Origin of the sequence: Rhizobium sp. ZPR4, from assembly GCF_040215725.1 — a bacterium.
GTDB lineage: Bacteria > Pseudomonadota > Alphaproteobacteria > Rhizobiales > Rhizobiaceae > Rhizobium > Rhizobium rhizogenes_D.
Window position 1 is genome coordinate 1,082,811 of sequence record NZ_CP157969.1, and the last position, 17,976, is coordinate 1,100,786.

The 17,976-nt window shown below is 59.0% G+C and carries 17 protein-coding genes; 8 read left to right on the forward strand and 9 right to left on the reverse strand.

From position 1 onward, the window contains the following. Positions 1 to 218: 218 nt before the first annotated feature. Entirely contained in the window at positions 219 to 914 is a 696-nt protein-coding gene (locus ABOK31_RS32590; RefSeq protein ID WP_174173583.1) for a GntR family transcriptional regulator, read from the reverse strand. A gap of 124 nt (positions 915 to 1,038) precedes the next feature. Here ABOK31_RS32590 and ABOK31_RS32595 point away from each other — a divergent pair, with 124 nt between their 5' ends. From ABOK31_RS32595 to ABOK31_RS32620, 6 genes are all read left to right on the forward strand, one after another. Continuing rightward, positions 1,039 to 2,091 (forward strand): amidohydrolase family protein, encoded by a 1,053-nt coding sequence (locus ABOK31_RS32595; protein ID WP_349961858.1) that lies wholly within the window; start codon positions 1,039 to 1,041, stop codon positions 2,089 to 2,091. A gap of 4 nt (positions 2,092 to 2,095) precedes the next feature. Next, positions 2,096 to 2,989: a VOC family protein gene (locus ABOK31_RS32600; protein ID WP_349961860.1), complete on the forward strand. Its 894-nt coding sequence runs from the start codon at positions 2,096 to 2,098 to the stop codon at positions 2,987 to 2,989. A gap of 26 nt (positions 2,990 to 3,015) precedes the next feature. Then, positions 3,016 to 4,599 carry a bifunctional 3-(3-hydroxy-phenyl)propionate/3-hydroxycinnamic acid hydroxylase gene (locus ABOK31_RS32605; protein ID WP_349961862.1) on the forward strand — a complete coding sequence of 528 codons (1,584 nt, stop codon included), beginning with the start codon at positions 3,016 to 3,018 and terminating at the stop codon, positions 4,597 to 4,599. Between the two features lie 47 nt (positions 4,600 to 4,646). After that, complete coding sequence (locus ABOK31_RS32610; RefSeq protein WP_349961863.1) at positions 4,647 to 5,957, forward strand: MFS transporter; 1,311 nt, start codon at positions 4,647 to 4,649, stop codon at positions 5,955 to 5,957. A gap of 43 nt (positions 5,958 to 6,000) precedes the next feature. Continuing rightward, positions 6,001 to 6,849 (forward strand): fumarylacetoacetate hydrolase family protein, encoded by an 849-nt coding sequence (locus ABOK31_RS32615; RefSeq protein ID WP_349961865.1) that lies wholly within the window; start codon positions 6,001 to 6,003, stop codon positions 6,847 to 6,849. A 135-nt stretch (positions 6,850 to 6,984) separates the two neighbouring features. After that, positions 6,985 to 8,952 (forward strand): glycoside hydrolase family 3 N-terminal domain-containing protein, encoded by a 1,968-nt coding sequence (locus ABOK31_RS32620; RefSeq protein ID WP_349961867.1) that lies wholly within the window; start codon positions 6,985 to 6,987, stop codon positions 8,950 to 8,952. A 17-nt stretch (positions 8,953 to 8,969) separates the two neighbouring features. Here the strand turns inward: ABOK31_RS32620 and ABOK31_RS32625 are convergent, their stop codons facing one another. The 8 genes from ABOK31_RS32625 to ABOK31_RS32660 all read right to left on the reverse strand — a co-directional run bounded on the left by ABOK31_RS32625 (position 8,970) and on the right by ABOK31_RS32660 (position 15,836). Beyond that, a complete protein-coding gene (locus ABOK31_RS32625) occupies positions 8,970 to 9,518 on the reverse strand; it encodes a phosphatase PAP2 family protein (protein ID WP_349961869.1) in 549 nt (182 codons plus the stop codon). 87 nt (positions 9,519 to 9,605) lie between these two features. After that, entirely contained in the window at positions 9,606 to 10,814 is a 1,209-nt protein-coding gene (locus ABOK31_RS32630) for an MFS transporter (RefSeq protein WP_349961871.1), read from the reverse strand. A 26-nt stretch (positions 10,815 to 10,840) separates the two neighbouring features. Then, positions 10,841 to 11,368, reverse strand: coding sequence for a Chromate resistance protein ChrB (locus tag ABOK31_RS32635; RefSeq protein ID WP_349961873.1), 528 nt, complete (start codon positions 11,366 to 11,368; stop codon positions 10,841 to 10,843). Positions 11,369 to 11,986: 618 nt separating this feature from the next. Further along, entirely contained in the window at positions 11,987 to 12,634 is a 648-nt protein-coding gene (locus ABOK31_RS32640) for a hypothetical protein (protein WP_349961877.1), read from the reverse strand. 103 nt (positions 12,635 to 12,737) lie between these two features. Beyond that, the gene (locus tag ABOK31_RS32645; protein WP_349961878.1) at positions 12,738 to 13,436 is read right to left on the reverse strand and encodes a DedA family protein; all 699 of its coding nucleotides are present in this window, start codon (positions 13,434 to 13,436) and stop codon (positions 12,738 to 12,740) included. Positions 13,437 to 13,538: 102 nt separating this feature from the next. Then, complete coding sequence (locus ABOK31_RS32650) at positions 13,539 to 13,802, reverse strand: metal-sensing transcriptional repressor (protein WP_349962852.1); 264 nt, start codon at positions 13,800 to 13,802, stop codon at positions 13,539 to 13,541. A gap of 189 nt (positions 13,803 to 13,991) precedes the next feature. Further along, positions 13,992 to 15,191 (reverse strand): nickel/cobalt efflux transporter, encoded by a 1,200-nt coding sequence (locus ABOK31_RS32655; protein ID WP_349961879.1) that lies wholly within the window; start codon positions 15,189 to 15,191, stop codon positions 13,992 to 13,994. 54 nt (positions 15,192 to 15,245) lie between these two features. Further along, complete coding sequence (locus ABOK31_RS32660; RefSeq protein ID WP_349961881.1) at positions 15,246 to 15,836, reverse strand: GNAT family N-acetyltransferase; 591 nt, start codon at positions 15,834 to 15,836, stop codon at positions 15,246 to 15,248. 317 nt (positions 15,837 to 16,153) lie between these two features. On the opposite strand from ABOK31_RS32660, the gene ABOK31_RS32665 reads away from it, so the two are divergent. Beyond that, the gene (locus ABOK31_RS32665) at positions 16,154 to 17,098 is read left to right on the forward strand and encodes an ABC transporter permease (RefSeq protein WP_174173568.1); all 945 of its coding nucleotides are present in this window, start codon (positions 16,154 to 16,156) and stop codon (positions 17,096 to 17,098) included. Then, positions 17,088 to 17,969 carry an ABC transporter permease gene (locus ABOK31_RS32670; RefSeq protein ID WP_174173567.1) on the forward strand — a complete coding sequence of 294 codons (882 nt, stop codon included), beginning with the start codon at positions 17,088 to 17,090 and terminating at the stop codon, positions 17,967 to 17,969. Before ABOK31_RS32665 ends, ABOK31_RS32670 begins: the two co-directional genes overlap by 11 nt. Positions 17,970 to 17,976 lie beyond the last annotated feature (7 nt).

Here is a 17,976-nt window from a genome sequence, read left to right on the forward strand (position 1 = left end):
CCTTGAGCCGATAAGCGCCCCGCATCCTCAATTCGCGGAGGGCTCAGGGGATGGTCCGGATGTTCATATCCTGCGCGGCACACTTCGCTTTCTGTGGCAGGCTGCAACAAGCGCTGACAGCCAGGGCCTCGGCTGGCAAGGCATCATGAACGGCTTTCGCGTGCGGGAGATCAGTGCTTTGGCCCATGTTGGGTATTCGAGCCAGCCGCAGGGGCGTCTTACGTTGCCGTATCAAGATCGGCTCGGATGATATCGGCCGTTTTTTCATAATGAAGCTGCAGCAACCGCTCGGCTTCCAGGGTGTCCCGGTCGAGCACGGCTCTGAGGATGCGCGCATGCTCGTCACTGACCTTGCGCACACGAAAGGCCTTGCGGATCGAAAGTGCACGATAGCGGTAGAGCCTATCGGCAAGCTGCTCGCAAAAGCCTATCAACGGCTTCGATCCACAGCCCCCGATCAGCAGCGCGTGAAAGGCGCGGTGAAGCCTTTCCCATTCCGGATTGTCTTCGAAGTGCTCCAGATTGAGTGAGCGTGGGGTGCGCTCCAGCCGGTGATGGGCGACCAGAAGCGCCTCTTCCCAGTCGGGCGTTGCATTCGCCATTGATTCCCGTAGCGCCAGCGTCTCCACCCAGCAGCGCGTTTTCGTCAGTTCGTGCAGTTCATCCAGGCTGATGGGTTTGACGAAGAAGCCGCGCTGCTCCTTTCCGATGACGAGATCCTCCGTCGTCAATCGGTTCAGCGCCTCGCGCAACGGTGTCTGGCCGGCATCGTAGTGCTCGATCAGGAAGCGCAACTGCAGCTTCCGGCCAGGCTCCAGGCGCGTTGAGAGAATGTCGGCCTTCAGCCGCTCATAGATGCTGGTTGCCAATGTCGCGGGGCTTTCGGCCCCTTTCTTCAGCAAGTTGACGTTCATGGTGCTCTCTGGCTTGCAAATCGCTTTTTATATACACGAGGAAGTGTCGGCACAAAATTTATAAATTTTATCTTTACGGCAAAAAGTTTGTACATTATGAGATGTCTTAACGAGGGAGGGTCCGATGAGCGGAACGGAAAAGGGAGCGTCAGGCGCCTTTGCGAATCGCTGCGCTTGTTGCGGCATTGATATCCATTGCCACGTGGTGCCTGCACGTTTTCCGCTCTCCGCAGGGGACGCCCCGATCCGCGGCTGGCCTTCGATGGTTGCCGCAGATGCTTGTCACGCAACGGTCGTGATCGATGACAAGCCTTATCGCACGGTCAGCGATGCCTGCTGGGTGGCTGAGCGGCGGCTGGAGGAGATGGACAGGACCGGCATCCACATTCAGGCTCTATCTCCCATGCCCGAACTCTTCGGCTACTGGATCGAAAAGACTGCGGCCCGCGACCTTGTCCGATTCGTCAACGATGCGATCGCCGCGATCGTCGGAGAGGGTGAGGGGCGTTTCGTCGGGCTCGGCGGGCTTCCCCTTCAGGACATTGATCTTGCGATCCTCGAATTGCATCGCATCGTCGGCGAACTCGGTTTTCGCGGTGTTGAGATCGGCAGCAATATCAATGGCGTGCCGATCGGCGATCCTTGTTTCCATCCATTCTTTGCGGAAGCCGAGAAGCTTGGCGCTGCGGTCTTCGTGCATGCAGTGCGCCCGACCGGCATGGACAGACTGCTCGGGCCGGCCCCGCTTCAGCAGGTGCTCGGCTACCCGACCGATGTCGGATTGGCGGCCGCATCCGTGATTACCGGCGGGCTGCTTCAGAAATTCCCGAAGCTGCGGATCGCCTTCAGCCATGGCGGTGGAACGTTTGCCTCGCTGCTGCCGCGGCTGGAGCAGGGTTATTCGACCTTCCCGGCGCTCAACGAGATCATGCAGGAGAGCCCTGCTGTGCAGGCGCGACGCCTCTATGTGGATTCGCTGGTCTTCGATTTGAACATGCTGCGCCATCTGGTCGCCGTCTTCGGCGAAGATCGCGTGCTGCTTGGAACCGACTATCCCTTCAATTTTCGGGAGAAAGAGCCTGTCGCTCGCATCGAGGAAGCGTTTGCGGATGCAAGTTTGCGCGCGCGCCTGACATTTGCGAACGCACGAGCTTTCTTGGGCTTGGATGAGGTTTGATCCTATGACTGAATTTCCTGTCATCGCTTTGCGCAGCGTGGAACTGGCTACGCCAGATCTTGCAACGTCTGTCGATTTTTATACCCGCATCTGGGGCCTGGATGTCGTTGCCGAAGTGGGAGGCAAGGTTTTCCTGGCGGCAGCGGGCGATGATTTTCATGTGCTGGAATTAAAGCAAAGCGACCGCTCGGAATTGCGCAAGATCAGTTTTCGCGTCGGCACGGCTGAAGCGCTAGCGTCGCTTTTTGCAAAGACGGTTGCTGCGGGCTGCACTGTTCTGCGCGAAATCGGAGCCGCCGATGGACCGGCCGGCGGCGAGCGTTTCGTTATCCGAGAGCCGCAAGGCTCGGTACTGGAATTTGTCTATGGCGACCGCCGCAAGCAAGGGCGCGTCGTTCCCAACCGGCCGGGGCGCCTCGCTCATGTCAACATTAACAGCACTCAGATCGAGGCGCTTTCGGAATTCTATCGCGCTGTCCTGGGTTTCCGTCTGACAGACCGGTCGAAACTCATGGCCTTCCTGCGCTGCAACGACGATCATCACGCGGTCGTGCTGGCCGAAGCGCCGGTAAATGGACTGAACCATGTCGCCTTCCTCATGCCTGACCTTGAATCCGTCATGCGAGGTTCGGGCCGTGTCGTCGATCACGGCTATCCGATCGGCTGGGGTGTCGGCCGGCATGGGCCGGGCGACAACGTCTTTGCCTATTTTGTCGATCCGCAAGGTGTGGTGATCGAATACACCACTGAAGTCCTGCAAGTGGACGACAGCTACCGCGCCCGAGGCCCTGAGGAATGGGTCTGGCCGCCCGGCCGGACCGACCACTGGGGCATTGCGCCTCCAAAGAGCGACGCCTGTAAGAAGGCGCAGATTTCCATCGGATTTTCCGGCGTCTGATGCGCCCGTTAGATATTTGCAGAGGCATGCCTGTGAAGAACGACAGTGATATTTCGAACCGCTATGACGTGCTGGTGGTTGGGTTCGGCCCGGCTGGAGCTGTGGCCGCCGGCATGCTCGGTGCGCGCGGCCATTCCACGCTCGTCGTCGATCGGTTGACCGGCATCTACGACAAGCCGCGCGCCATCGCGCTCGACCACGAAATCCTGCGCCATTTCGACAATATGGGCATTGCCGACGAAGTGCTTCCCCATATCGCACCATTCACGGCCTCCCAGCACTTCGGCGCGGAAGGGCAGTTGATCCGCCGTATCGACATGGTGCCTGAGCCCTATCCGCTCGGCTATACCCCGAGCATGGTGTTTACCCAGCCTCCTGTCGAAGCTGTGTTGAGACGCCATGCCGAGAGCTTTGACTGCGTGGCGATAGAGCTTGGCACGGAAATGGTCGATCTCGATCCACGCGCGGATGAGGTGGTCGTAACGCTTGAGGATTCGTCCGGCAAAAGTCGGAGGATCGCGGCAAAATATGTGATCGGCTGCGACGGTGCCTCAAGCCGGGTGCGCGAACTGTCCGGAATGAAGCTCGAAGATCTCGTCTTTGACGAGCCGTGGCTTGTGGTCGATGTCCAGGTGCATGAGGCCGCACTTGGCAGGCTGCCGCAGACTTCGGCCCAGTTCTGCAACCCGGCGCGTCCGACCAGCTACATCATGGGGCCGAAGAACCATCGCCGGTGGGAAATCATGCTGCTGCCCGGCGAAGACCCGCGTGAGATGGAAAAGTCCGACAATGTCTGGCGGCTGCTGTCGCCCTGGCTGGCGCCGGAGGAGGGCGAGCTTTGGCGTGCCGCTGCCTATCGGTTTCATGCGCTCGTGGCCGACGACTGGCGGCGGGGCAGGGTACTGATTGCCGGCGATGCCGCCCATCAGCAGCCGCCTTTTATCGGGCAGGGCATGTGCCAGGGCCTTCGCGACGTTTCCAATCTCATCTGGCGGCTCGACCGCATCCTGAAGGGACAGTCTTCCGAAGCGCTGCTGGACACCTACACGGTGGAACGCAAGCGGCATGTGCAGGCGCTGACCGGCAAGATCAAGGCGATCGGTCAGACGATCTGCGAACGCGATCCGGAGGCTGCTGCGGCACGTGACGCCCGCATTCTTGCAGAGGGCGGCGGTCGGCCGCTGACCATTACCCGTCAGGAAATCGTCCCGCCCATCGAGGATGGTCTGATCACAGAAGAAGGCACGCCGGCACGGGGACTACTGTTTCCGCAGCCGGCGATCGTCGAGGGTTCGGATCAACGGCTGATGGACGCTTTCACCGGACCGGTTTGGCGACTTGTGCTCGACGGCCGCCAGATCGGGTCGGCGGAGGGACGGGCACTCGCGGAAGCGATCGACGGGATCGTGGTGAAGGCTGTTGTGCCCAAGGACACAGACGCAATCGATCCGTCGGTACTCCGGGAGAAGGACGGCGTGCTTTCTGCCTGGTTCGAACGACATGGTGCGATCGCCGCGCTCGTGCGTCCTGACCACTATGTCTTTGGCGCTGCCCGAAGCGTCGAGGTCCTTCGCCAACAGATCGCCGATCTACGGACGCGTCTCGCCTGAGGCAGCGTCGGCAATTGCAGTTTTCATTGAGGTTCTGGGAGGAACACATGTCCGAGTCGACCGCCGATACCACCAGTAAATGGCAACCTTTTGCCGTCCTTATCCTGCTTTTCCTGTTCCAGACGCTGAACTTCTTCGACAAGCTGGTCTTCGGCCTTTCCGCCGTGTCGATCATGAAAGATCTCGGCATTTCGCCGCAGCAGTTCGGGTTGATCGGCAGCAGCTTCTTTCTCTTGTTCTCCATTTCTGGCGTTCTCGTCGGCCTCTTCGTGATTGGCCGCGTCCCCGTCAAATGGATTCTCGTCATTCTTGCGGCAATCTGGTCGATCGCGCAGATCCCGATCTATTTCACCAGCTCGGTGACGGTTCTTGTCGCCTGCCGCATCCTGCTCGGCCTCGGGGAGGGACCCGGGCTGCCGACGGCATTGCATGCCTGCCATAACTGGTTCAGCCCACAAAGGCGCAGCGTGCCGAGTGCCGTCGTGCTGCAGGGCATCAGCGTCGGCTTGCTCGCCGGTGGGCCGATCCTCACCTATGTCATCGTCAACTACGGCTGGCGTTCGGGCTTCCTTTTCTGCGGACTGATCGGCGTCGCCTGGATCATCGCCTGGCTGCTCATCGGCGGCGAAGGGCCGCATGCGGTCGCGGAGAACGAAAAGGCTCGCGCTGTGGTGGGAGAGACCCCGATCCCAGCCCGCAAGCTCTGGCTCGACCCGACCGTTATCGGCGTCATCATTATGTCCACCATGTCCTACTGGATCGTCGGCATGTCGGCCACCTGGCTGCCGCCCTTCCTGCAGCAGGGTCTCGGCTATTCGCAGACTGAGACCGGCTCGATCATTTCGGCCGTCTATATCTTCCAGTCGCCGCTGTTGCTCATCGGTTCGTGGATTGCTCAGCGCATGCTTCAGAAGGGTGTCAGCAAGCGCGCCGCCCTCGGCAGCGCCTCGGGCTATGCGCTTCTCGTCAGTGGATTGGCGTTGATTGCCTCGGTTCATGTCAGCGGTCCGCTGCAACTGGCGCTGATCGCGATCGCTTTTGCCGCTCCGAGTCTGACGACGATCTACGGCCCGATCACGCTCGGTAGCGTCGCGCCCGCCGTCCAGCGCGGCCGGCTGATCGTCGTGATCTATTCGGCAAATGCGGTGTCGGCACTCGCATCCAACGCCGTTACCGGCATGATCGTGCAGGCGGCCGGACCCGACCATGTCGCGGCTGGCTATGCAAACGCCATGCTGTTCACGGCCGCAATCCTCATCATCGGCGCAATTTCCGCTTTCGCACTGATCTTTCCGGACCGCACCATCGAGCGCTTCGGCAAGATAACGCGCTTCACCGATCAAATGCAGCGGGTGTGATAGCGCCCGCCGCCCAGTCCGACCCCCTACAGGAGCAAGAACCATGAGACTGTCCACCGTCAAGATCGCCGGCCGTCCGACCTGGGGCGTTGTCGAGGACGATCGCTTCCTCGATGCCGGCGCGGCTCTCGCGGCGCGCTATGCCGATCTCAAAGCGGCTGTGGCCGTCGGTCTTGCCGGCGTTGCTGAGGCAGCTGCTTCCGCTGCAGCCACGCCGCTCGGTGAAATCGAATGGCTGCCGGTCATCCCCAATCCCGACAAGATCCTCTGCGTTGGCCTGAACTATGAAATGCATCGCAAGGAGACGGGACGTGCGGAGGTGGAAAATCCGACGATCTTTGCTCGCTATGCCAATAGCCAGACAGGCCATCTCGCCCCGATCGTGCGCCCGAAGGTCTCGACTGAGCTCGATTTCGAAGGCGAGCTGGCGGTCATCATCGGCAAGTCCGGCCGTTACATCACCCGCGACGAGGCCATGGGCTACGTTGCCGGCTATGCCTGCTACAACGACGGCAGCGTGCGTGATTTCCAGCGTCATACGCATCAGTTCACGCCGGGCAAGAACTTCCCCGACACCGGTGCCTTCGGGCCGTGGATGATGACGCCGGACGAGCTCGGTCCGCTACCCGATCTTCGTATTCAGACGCGTCTCAATGGGGCAGTGGTTCAGGACGCGACGTTCGGCCAGATGATCTTCGATATCGCCCGGCAGATCGAATATTGCTCCAGCTTCACGCGGTTGGAACCGGGTGACGTCATTGTCAGCGGCACACCGGGCGGGGTTGGCGCCAAGCGGCAGCCACCGCTGTGGATGAAGCCGGGAGACGTCGTGGAGGTGGAAATCGACAGGCTCGGCATTCTCAGCAATCCGATTGTCGATGAGTTGCGTTAGTTTATACTTACGTTATCGGCTGCAAACTGATGGGGGATCGGCGGGCCGACAGGTTCCGCCAAAGCACATGAGGCGGCGCAATCTGCGCCCCTTCAATTTGCCGGGATCGATTGAAATTCTTTCGGGAGGGATGCCATGAAACAGTTTATTGCCTTATGCGCGGCCGGATCGCTGCTCGCTTCAACAGCTTTGTCGCAGGAGCAGTCCGCGCTTTCGGCCCGTGTCGCCAAGACGCTGACCATTGATGGGCTTTCCTTTAAGGATCTCAATCGCAACGGCAAACTTGATCCTTACGAAGACTGGCGCCTGCCGGCTGCCGAGCGGGCTGCCGATCTCATCAGACAGATGACGCTGGAGGAGAAGGCCGGCCTCATGATGCATGGCACCGCTCCGTCTATCGGCCCCGGTTCCGGCATGGGGGTCGGGACCGAATATGATCTTGTGCGCGCCAAGGACATGATCGATGGGCGCAAGGTCGTGACCTTCATAACGCGATTGGCGGGTGATCCCGCTCTATTGGCCGAGCAAAACAACAAGCTTCAGGAGATCGCGGAGGCTGGACGGCTTGGCATTCCGGCGACGATCAGCACCGATCCTCGCAATCACTTCCAGTTCGTGCTTGGCGCAAGCGTTTCGGCGGGGGGATTCTCGAAATGGCCCGAGACCCTCGGGCTGGCGGCGATAGGAGATCCGTCGCTCGTTCGGCGCTTCGGCGATATTGTTCGCCAGGAATATCGCGCCGTCGGCATACAGGAAGCATTGTCTCCGCAAGTGGATCTTGCCAGCGAGCCGCGCTGGCCACGCACCAACGGGACGTTCGGTGAGGACGCGCAACTCGCCAAATCCATGGCGGAAGCCTATGTGGCCGGGTTCCAGAATGGCGAGAACGGCATCAACAAGGACAGTGTCGTTGCAGTGGCCAAACACTGGGTCGGCTATGGCGCGGCAAAAGACGGTTACGACAGCCACAACGTCTACGGACGCCACGCGACCTTTCCGGGCAATAATTTCGCCGAACATCTCATTCCGTTTGAGGGCGCCTTCAAGGCGAAGGTCGGCGGCGTGATGCCGACATATTCGATCCTGGATGGCGTGACCCTCGACGGCAAGCCACTGGAGCCGGTGGGCGCGGGATACAGCAAACAGCTTTTGACCGACCTGTTACGCGGCCATTATGGCTTCGACGGTGTCGTTCTCAGCGACTGGCTGATCACCAACGACTGCAAAGGCGCTTGCTTGGATGGCGAGAAGCCGGGTGTAAAGCCAACCTTGAACGAGGAAACCTTTGGCATGCCCTGGGGTGTCGAGGATTTGAGCCGCGTCGACCGCTTCGCCAAAGCCGTCAATGCCGGGGTCGATCAGTTCGGCGGTGTCACCTCTTCCGATCTTCTTGTTCAGGCGGTGAAGGAAGGAAAGATCAACGAGCAGCGCCTCGATCAATCTGCAGCCCGTATCCTTGTCCAGAAATTCGAGCAGGGCCTCTTTGAAAATCCGTATGTCGACCTGCAAAAGGCGCGGGCAATCGTTGGCAATGCGGCATTTGCTGAGGAGGCAACCGCTGCTCAAAGCCGAGCCATGGTCTTGCTCGACAACAAGGCTGGCCTGCTGCCGGTGAAGTCAGGAAAAAAGGTGTTCCTCTACGGTGTCGATGCCAAAGTTGCGTCGGCGCAGGGCTTTACTGTGGTGGCCGATGCCAAGGATGCCGACTTTGCGGTGGTGCGTCTTAACGCGCCCTATCAGCAGCCGCATATGAACTACTTCTTCGGTTCCCGTCAGCAGGAAGGCGATCTGGATTTCAAGGACGGTAACGCCGATTTCGAGGCGTTCAAGGAGACGGCAAAGCAGGTTCCGACGATCGTTACCGTCTATCTGGCGCGTCCGGCGATCCTTACCGGCATCCGCGAGCATGCCGCTGCGATCCTTGCCAATTTCGGCGCAAGCGACGCAGCCTTGTTCGACGTGATCGAGGGCAAGCAGAAGGCGGAAGGCAAGCTGCCCTTCGAGCTTCCTTCATCGATGGATGAGGTCCGGAGACAGAAATCCGATGTGCCGCACGATACATCCCATCCGCTCTATCCGATCGGCTATCACATGCAGTACTGACATAGGGCTCATGCGGTTCAAAGGATGCCGGTGATGAAGCGATCGACACGCGTCTCCGGTCTGTAGAGCGTTTTGACCAGGATTGCCGCGAAGATGCCTGTCAGTGCGCCGCCCATGACGTCGCTGATATAGTGCGTGCCGATGTAGACCCGCGAGAAGGACACCAGAACGGCGGCCAGAAGGAAGAAAAGGCCGCGCTTCGGCATCTTGTGCACAAGAAAAGCTGCCGCAATTGCGAAGCTCGCCGTCGCATGATCGGATGGGAACGAAGGATCGCTGCTGCGTTCAATCAAAAGCCGGGTGATCCCGACATCATATGGCCGGATGCGGTGATCGAAGAGCAAAATGATCTGGTTGATCCCAAGCCCGATGAGGAAAGTCAGACCGGCCGCGATCAGGACGTGGCGCGTTCTTGTCCGTTCGGAACCGACCCACCATTGGGCGGCGACGGTCAGGATAAGCAGTGGAACGCCAACGGTGGAGACGGCGATCATGAGTTGGTCCAGAAGGCCGTTCCCGGCCAGACTGTTGATCCATCCGGTAATGGCAGCGTCGAGTGCGTACATTTGGTCTCCTATCGTGTTGTGACGGGATGCACCAGTTCACTGACATCTGCCTGAAGCCATGGCGGGAGTTACAAGCGAGCGAGCGGTTCAAGCCCTCTTGAGGCGCTCTCTGAAAGCAAGCAGGATCAGACCGGCCATGGACGCAAAAGCCGCGCCGGCGACAAAGGTGCTGTCAGGTCCGATCCATTCCCAGAGCCCACCGGCAAGAATGCTGGCGCATAGCAAGGCGATACCGGAAACGAGATTGAAGACTCCAAAGGCTGTTCCCCGCAGATTGCTCGGAGAGGCGTCGGCGACCAGCGTTGCAAAGATCCCTTGCGTGAAGCCCATATGCAAGCCCCAGAGCAAGACTCCCAGAGCCAGGCCAGGTAGCCCGGGAACGAAAGCCAGTGTCAGATCGGCTGTGACCAGCAGCCCGACACCGATCAAAAGCAACGTCACGCGGTCGACCCGATCGGCAAGAACTCCGACCGGGTATGCGGATAGCGAATAGACGAAATTCATGCCGATCAGCACAAGGGGAATTAGCATGACGGGCATCTCGAGGCTCTGGGCATCGAGCAGCAGAAAAGCTTCGCTGAAGCGCGCAAGCGTAAAAATCGCAGCTACCCCCGTTACAAGCCAGTATGCACTTGGGAGACGCAAGAGATCGGATTTTCGCAACGGAAATTTCGCGCCTTTGTCGCTGGGCGCTTTTGAAGGCTCCCTGACGAAGAAAAGGATGAGGCCGACCGCTATGAAAGCAGGGATGACGGCAATCCAGAAAACTGTGCCGAATTGATCCGAAGTCCACCACATGAGAAGCAGCGCAAGCGCCGGACCTAGGAAGGCGCCGACCGTGTCCAAAGACTGCCGCAGTCCGAAGCTCGCGCCGCGAACTTCGGGAGGCGAAATATCTGCAATCAGGGCATCCCGCGGCGCACCGCGAATGCCCTTGCCGATACGGTCGATGAAACGTGCTGCTACAAGCCAGCCGATCGACGGCGCAATCGGAAAAATCGGTTTCGTCAGTGCGGCCATCCCATATCCCAGCAGGACCAGCAGTTTTCGTTTGCCGAGCCAATCGCTTATGGCTCCAGAGAATACTTTGGTGATCGCAGCAGTGGCTTCCGCGATGCCTTCGATGATGCCGACGGAAAGCGTCGAGGCTCCAAGAACGGTAACCATGTAGACAGGAAGCAGCGCATGGATCATCTCGGAGGAGATGTCCATAAAAAGCGAGACGAAGCCCAGTGCCCAGACGCCACCGGGTATGACTGGTGCCGGTCGCCGGCCTTTTGCGTTGACATCGACCATTGGCGGGTCCTCTCGGCGCATCTTATTCAGCCGCCTTTGTTCTCTTCGTTGGCTTCGAAAACCTGGCGTGCATAATCGTCGAGCAGGGCCTCGCAGGCTTTGAGCTTCTGGGCGGCCGACGTTGCTAATTGCGCGCCGTAGAAATCGAGCTTCTTGATCCGCTCAAACCATTCCTGGAGCTTCCCGAGGTCCGTGTCTTCTTCTTCGAGTTCGGCATAGGTGAACTTCTGTTTCGATATCTCCTTCGCGATTTCCTTCTCGAAATCGTCGCAGCGTCCGATGAACTCTCGGTAGAGCTCGTCACGATCTGCATTGAAGCGTTCGATCACTTTGTTGAGCTGAACGTCATCGAGAGGTGCTGATTCCAGCAACACGGATTCGCCGCCCATCTCGGAGATGTCCAGTTCCGACATCTTCAGCCGTCGGAGGTTTTCATCGGTGCGGGGGAGGAGGCAAACCCCGTTCTGAAGATAGATGGCTCCCAAGCCCTTAAGGCGTCGCCACAATGCGACCCTTCGGGCCGCAGGCTCCGAGGGCACCTTGTAGGTCAGCAAGATCCATTGGCTCAAGACGTTTCTCAATTTTGTTACGACCGTTACATATAATACATACCATGACGACCATGAAATGGAACCCGCAATCGAACTTTCCGGAGAACTATCGGCAAAAGACCGACGCCGTCGGCTCTGCGTATAACCGCGGCGACCAAAAGGACCGCGAGCAGGGCGGGCGGTGAAGCTGGCAAAAATCTTGAGACGGCATTGCAAGGGAGCGGAACGCCGTTTTCGCGAGCACAGGATCGTGCCCCCTCGGCTGCGATCTCGACATCGCTATCGTTGATGAAATTTTTCGCGATAGGAGCAGGATGGCTGGCGGGTCTACGACCAGGGAGCTTCCCTTCTGCCGAGACGATCGAGGAGGGCGCAATGGGTTTCGCGACCGCCACCAACCTCTGCTGGCTAGCAACGGCGTGATGGCGATCATCGGCGACTTCTTACTGACTGTCTGCACAGTCATATGCGTGACGATGAGCTCCAGCGCTCGTGACTGTGTCAAACGTCCAGTCAGGCAGCTTGCGCTGCCATTGGATCGAACGCCGATCCGAATGTGAATGCAGTTTCATGGTTGCTGACGCCGCTCTTGCGAGTGGCAGAGCGGCGTCAGCAAATGTGTCAATTCGCCAGCAGTACGGGAATGCTGCGAACGGCCTCTTTTCCAGCTCGCGTGACCGAGATGCGCGCGTAGACGGCATCCTTGATCTTGCCCTCCGCAATCAGAGCCTTGCCAGTGCCTGATGCTGCAGTCTTCAGGTTACGGATCTGATAGTCCTCGGCCTTAGGCCCGATGGCCTGGACGACGACTGCTTCGGCTTCAGGCGGCTCAATCGCGGCATCGCCGCTGATGAAAACGAGCTCCCAGGTCGCCGGATCGATCGGTTTGACCTCCACCTTGAGATCATCATCGAAGCCCGCCACCGAGCCTCCATTCGGTCCGACGACCGCGTCGATTGGCGCTGCACCTGGCAGATAGGCCTCGCGTGTATGGAAATGAGTGCCATGCCAGACACGGACACGGACGCGGTAGGCACCTTCGACCCGTCCACTGGCGACGACAGTCGAACCGTCGGGACCGGCAGATATCGCTAGCGGGTGGATCTTTCCGGAAAGATCGATCGCATCCGCCTCGATTTCGTTGAGAGGCGGCGCCTTGTAGTCGGTGACGCCTGCCTCGCTGAAAGCGATCTCCCATTTGTCGGCGCCCTTGCCGACAATATCGACCATTTGGCCATGGCCCATATGAATCGAAGGCTGTTCGGACATTTGACATTCTCCTTCCGTGATTTGCCAGTCTGTGGCGGTTTGCATTGCATCGCTATGAGCCGATCGCACTCACGCCGTCGCGGGAGAATGGGCTCGTCGGTAATCAAATGTGGCCGGGGCAGGCAGGGTGCTTGCCTCCGCAGCAATGATGGATGGCATGATCGGTCGATTTTGCCCGCGTTGCATTGGCCCCAAGAACCTTCCTGGTGACTGCTCCGGCGCCGAGGATCAGAAAAAGGGAGAAGGCGAGCACAGCGGCACCTCTTTCCATGTATCCGACACTGTCGAGTTCCGCGGCGCCGATTGCCGCCAGCCAGCCCGGCAACAGCATGACGAGGCTCCAGACGACCGCTGAAGCTATGTTCGCAAGCTGGAACCGCCGATGGTCCATCGCCATCATGCCGGCCACCAGGGGAACCGTTGAACGAACAGGGCCGAGAAAGCGCCCGAAGAAGACCGAGGAAGCGCCATGTTTCCGAAAGAAAATACGGGCTCTGGCCATGCCGGATTTGTACCGGGCGAGCGGCCACCGATCGGCAAGGCCCGGTCCCGCCCATCGACCGATCCAGTATGAAACGGCGTCTCCAAGAATAGCGCCAATGATCGTAGCGGTGACGATGGGTACGGGCTGAATTGCGCCGGCACCGATAAGTCCTCCAAGAATGACCATCAACGCGGTGGCAGGGATCGCAAACCCGATGATGACGAGCGATTCCCCAAACGCGATCAGACCTGCAACCATGAACGCATACGTCTGGTGGTATTCGATAAAGTCGGCGATATGCCCGGCGAGCTGTTCCATTGGGAGTCCTTCAGCGAGTTTTGATCGCTCCGATCGATGACCGTGTCGTGTCATGTGTCGATCTGACTGAGGTCTTTCCGCCGACGCGATGCGCGTCGGCAGCTAGAGATACTTGGTGATGGCCTTGAACTCGTCTATCGGGCGGCGCTTGTCATGCGTCAGAGTTCCGACGACATCTTCCAGGCAATGATCGAGATGATCTTGTATGAGAGTTTTCTTAGCCTGCACGATCGCCTTTTCGACTGCTGAAAGCTGCTGGGCGATGTCGATGCATTCCCTGCCGTTGTCGATCATCTGGACGACGGTATGGAGATGTCCTTCGGCCCGCCTCAGCCGTTTGGCGATTGCTTCATGATGATGATGGATGCTGTGGCCATCATCAGCCTTGCCGGGATTTGCTGGCAAGGCATGTTTCGATAAGGATTTGGATGACGAGCCTGAGCTTGTTCCTAATGCGACCTGGGAATTGACACCAGTCTCCGAAGGCATATCCATCATTCCTTTGACGTGGCTGTTGCAAGTTTCGCCGGCCGATTGTACCAAGATCCATCCTCCTTATTGAACGTTGACTGTGGCACCTGTTCCGGACTGCAGGAGGCTGGCGGCCTTCTCCACCGGTTCGTGATGGGGGTTCATGATGCCGTTGACGCCGTGATAGCCCATGTAAAGCCCGACAAGTACGATGACTGCGCTGGAGAAATAGGGCGCGCGGGCAGCGGCGTTCGAGAGCCATGAAAACTTCTGGGTGGCCTTGCGCACACCGATTGCGGCGGCAGCACCGACCATGACCAGCGTGATTGCCAGACCGATCGAGAAACACAGGACGAGAACGGCACCCAGCGAAATCTCCTTGAGCTGCAGGCAGAGGAGGAGGACTGTAATTGCCGCAGGGCAGGGAATCAGGCCGCCGGTCAGTCCGAACAGGATGATCTGTCCGGTCGTGACTTGACGATTGGCGAACCGCTTGCGGATATCGTTCGCATGGGAAAGGGCATGGGCGTCCTGGTAGCCCTCAGTGGCGAGATTGACGCCGCTATCGGATGTTTTGGCCTTTGCCGAATCTGTCAGGAAAGAGACGTCGTAGTCGTGTTCGTGGTCGCCGTGATCGAGGCTGAGGCGAGCCACGAAATCAATGGGTTCGGCGATGGTTTCGACGGACTCCATGTAGCCGTTGCGGTCGACAAAGGAGAACTTCTGCTTCGTGCCATCAGGGCGTTCCGTGGTCAAGGTGACATACTCGGCCGTCCAGTTGTCGCCGCTGACGACCTGTAGGCGCCAGAAGGCCGGTCGTTCCTTCGAGATTTCCATCGACATGAACCCATGGCCGGTATCGATACGCTGCGCCGGAATTGTCTTGTCACGGGTCTTTTCCCACTCGGCGACGTCGCGCTCATATTGCTTGGCCGCGCTCTGCTCCTTCCACGTCTGCCGGAACATCCAGGTGGCGACACCGATGATGATGACGGCCGAGGCAATCTGGAAATACGGTTCTGCCGTTTCGGCATCGAGACCGGAAAAAAGATACATTCCGCCGAGCGCGATCGCCCACACGACCAGCGTATGGGAGAATGTCGCCGCCAGCCCGAGCAGGATCGACTGAACGACCGTTCCCCTTACGGCCACGATGAATGCGGCCATCATCGTCTTGGAGTGACCCGGTTCCAACCCGTGAAGGGCACCGAGGAGGATAGCGCTGGGGATATAGAGCCATGCTGCGCCGCTTCCCTGGGCGACCAAAGAACTGAAGGATTCCATAAGTTTCTCCAAGATGTGCTTCGAAGGAATGATTTTGCGATTGGTTTCACATGATCATCGGAGGGCGGTGGCCTGCACGGCTTTGCCGTTGATCAGCTTGTCGAAATGAATGGTCTCGCCGTCATCGGCGAGCGCGACATATTGCCTGGACTTCCAAAAGCCGACGGTCGCGACTGCATCGGAACTCGCATGGAGGTACATGCGCCCATAGCCCTTGGCGAGCGCGTCGAACTCACAAAGCGCGGCAAGCCTCTTGCCCAGGCCGTGAGCGCGCTTGTCCTTGCGCACATAGAGACGCCACAGAGAGGCTACATTCGTGCCGTCGCCATAAATATCGGCGAAGAGTGTTGCGCAGTTCGGTTTCCATCCAAGGTGCCGGATTCCGGTCGTGGCGATAATCTCGCCAGTTTCGTCTTCGACGGTCCAGAAAGCGCCGCGGTTGGAGCTGCTGAAATGATTTCCACCGGGCGGAAGTAGGAGCGAGTCAAGGTCACCGTGCCAATCCGGCCGGTAGTCGAAACCGTAGAATTCCTTGATGACGTCGAGGCAGAATTTGCGCGCGCGAGCTGCGGTCTCGCCCGCTTCGTCATTCAGTTGCGTCAGAAGAAGCTGATTTGGAAAATTCGGGCTTGTCAAGTCAAGCATGGCAACGACCTATATGGGATATAGTCTATATGACCTGTCGATGCGTGACTCTATATCCCCTCAGGGGGGATAGGATCAAGATGTTTTTTGCATCCCCGTCAATATTTCTATTGTTGACAATCCTACAATTGTGAATCCATCATGACAATATGCCCTCCGGGGGGATAGCTTCTAAATCTAAGATGGAATCCGAAGCGATGAAGCCTTCTTCTTATCGGTCAGACATCTTGAGGACGCCGACTGACGCGGGCAGGAGCCTGCTGCCAGACGGATATCCTTCAGGCTGCATTCCATTGTAACGGGGGAGGCGGGCGAACATGATGAAAATCCTGCTGCAGCGTCTTGCCTTTCTAGCCGCCACGACATTCGTGGTTTCCGTTCTCGCCTTTCTTGTTCCCTATGTGAGCGGCGGAGACCCTGTGCGAACCATCCTTCAGTCGCGCGTCGGCGACCTTGCTGTCGATGAAGACGCTGTGGAAGCGCTGAGAGTGAAATTGGGGCTCGAGCGGCCGCTGCATGAGCAATACGGGATTTGGCTGGCAGATGCGTTGAGAGGGGATCTGGGAATTTCGTTCGCCAACAAGATGCCCGTGGAAGGCGAGGTCGCACGGGCGCTGGGCGTTTCGGCAACCCTGGCGGCGGTTTCCCTGGCTTTCGCTCTTCTGTTGGCTTTTCCGCTCGGTACATTGAGCGCGATACGTCCTGGCGGGCGGTTCGATACTGCTGCGACTTTCGTGACGCAGACCTTCGTCGCGGTCCCGGAATACTGGATGGCTCCTATGGCCATACTTCTCTTCTCCCTCCATCTTGGCGTTCTTCCGTCTGCGGGGTGGCGGGGACCATCCTCGGTAGTCATGCCCGCTCTCGTGCTGTCATTGCGTCCCATGGCCTATTTCACGCGGGTTACCCGCGCCGCCATGATTGACGTGCTGGGCGCACCCTACATCACAGCCGCCCTGTCGCGTGGATTGAACATGCGGCAGACCGTCCTGCATCACGGCGTACGCAATGGGGTCATGCCCGTGCTGACGCTTTTTGCAATGTGGCTGGCCGGTCTTCTCGGTGGTTCGGTGGTCGTCGAGGTGATCTTCTCGATACCAGGCATGGGGCGTCTGCTCTACGAGGCGGTGATCAACAAGGACATTCCAATGCTGCAGGGCGGCTTCGTTTGCATCGTCATCTTGTCCGTGGTGATCACCACGATCGCCGACCTCCTGCATATGTTCATCAACCCCGCTGTGAGGGCCGGCCATGTCCACTAGCCAAAATCCCAGCATGTCGTCGGCGTGGACGGAAGATCAGGCGATATCGAAGCTGAAATTTCTTCGGCTCCTGGCACATTGGCACTGGACGCTCATAATCGGTACGGCGATGTCTGCCATCATCGCGGTGCTGCTCGTCCTTGGTCCCTGGATTGCGCCGCATGATCCTGCGGCACAGAGCCTGCTGAAGCGCCTGAAGCCGCCGAGCGCGACCTATTGGCTCGGAACGGACGAGCTTGGGCGGGATCTGTTGAGCCGCATTCTCACCGGCGGCCAGTTCGCTGTTGCTATCTCGGCTCTGACGCTCCTCCTTTGCGTGGTAATCGGCCTGGCCGTGGGCATGATGAGCGCCCGTGCGGGAGGATGGCTTGACGAACTCATGATGCGGATCGTCGATCTGATCCTGTCGTTTCCCGATGTCATAGTCGCAATGTTCATGGTTGCCATCTTTGGTTCCGGCTATGTCACGCTCATCGTATCGCTGACCGTCGTCGGATGGGCGCCGTTCGCTCGTCTCGCTCGCAGCCTCACGCTCACCATCAACACTCGCGAATATGTCGCCGCGGCGGAAGTGCTCGGCTGCCGTCCGAGCTTCATCCTGTTTCGCCATGTACTGCCCAATATATTGCGACCCGTCGCGGCGATCACATTTCTGCGCTTCGGCCACAAGCTGATAACCGTCGGTGGGTTGTCCTACCTCGGTCTCGGCGTTCAACCGCCTCATGCCGACTGGGCGCTAATGATGGCCTCGTCGCAGAACTATTTCGATCGCGTGCCGCTTCTGATCATTGCTCCAGGGCTCGCGATCTTCCTCACCGCACTTTCAGTCACCTGGCTCGGTCAGGGTCTCGAAAAGTGGCACAGACATTGAACGGGTC

What these genes read in the sequence shown, in the direction of transcription:
- ABOK31_RS32590 (WP_174173583.1), bottom strand. Translation starts at nt 914, where the DNA reads ATGAACGTCAACTTGCTGAAGAAAGGGGCCGAAAGCCCCGCGACATTG.
- ABOK31_RS32595 (WP_349961858.1), top strand. Translation starts at nt 1,039, where the DNA reads ATGAGCGGAACGGAAAAGGGAGCGTCAGGCGCCTTTGCGAATCGCTGC.
- ABOK31_RS32600 (WP_349961860.1), top strand. Translation starts at nt 2,096, where the DNA reads ATGACTGAATTTCCTGTCATCGCTTTGCGCAGCGTGGAACTGGCTACG.
- ABOK31_RS32605 (WP_349961862.1), top strand. Translation starts at nt 3,016, where the DNA reads ATGCCTGTGAAGAACGACAGTGATATTTCGAACCGCTATGACGTGCTG.
- ABOK31_RS32610 (WP_349961863.1), top strand. Translation starts at nt 4,647, where the DNA reads ATGTCCGAGTCGACCGCCGATACCACCAGTAAATGGCAACCTTTTGCC.
- ABOK31_RS32615 (WP_349961865.1), top strand. Translation starts at nt 6,001, where the DNA reads ATGAGACTGTCCACCGTCAAGATCGCCGGCCGTCCGACCTGGGGCGTT.
- ABOK31_RS32620 (WP_349961867.1), top strand. Translation starts at nt 6,985, where the DNA reads ATGAAACAGTTTATTGCCTTATGCGCGGCCGGATCGCTGCTCGCTTCA.
- ABOK31_RS32625 (WP_349961869.1), bottom strand. Translation starts at nt 9,518, where the DNA reads ATGTACGCACTCGACGCTGCCATTACCGGATGGATCAACAGTCTGGCC.
- ABOK31_RS32630 (WP_349961871.1), bottom strand. Translation starts at nt 10,814, where the DNA reads ATGGTCGATGTCAACGCAAAAGGCCGGCGACCGGCACCAGTCATACCC.
- ABOK31_RS32640 (WP_349961877.1), bottom strand. Translation starts at nt 12,634, where the DNA reads ATGTCCGAACAGCCTTCGATTCATATGGGCCATGGCCAAATGGTCGAT.
- ABOK31_RS32645 (WP_349961878.1), bottom strand. Translation starts at nt 13,436, where the DNA reads ATGGAACAGCTCGCCGGGCATATCGCCGACTTTATCGAATACCACCAG.
- ABOK31_RS32655 (WP_349961879.1), bottom strand. Translation starts at nt 15,191, where the DNA reads ATGGAATCCTTCAGTTCTTTGGTCGCCCAGGGAAGCGGCGCAGCATGG.
- ABOK31_RS32660 (WP_349961881.1), bottom strand. Translation starts at nt 15,836, where the DNA reads ATGCTTGACTTGACAAGCCCGAATTTTCCAAATCAGCTTCTTCTGACG.
- ABOK31_RS32665 (WP_174173568.1), top strand. Translation starts at nt 16,154, where the DNA reads ATGATGAAAATCCTGCTGCAGCGTCTTGCCTTTCTAGCCGCCACGACA.
- ABOK31_RS32670 (WP_174173567.1), top strand. Translation starts at nt 17,088, where the DNA reads ATGTCCACTAGCCAAAATCCCAGCATGTCGTCGGCGTGGACGGAAGAT.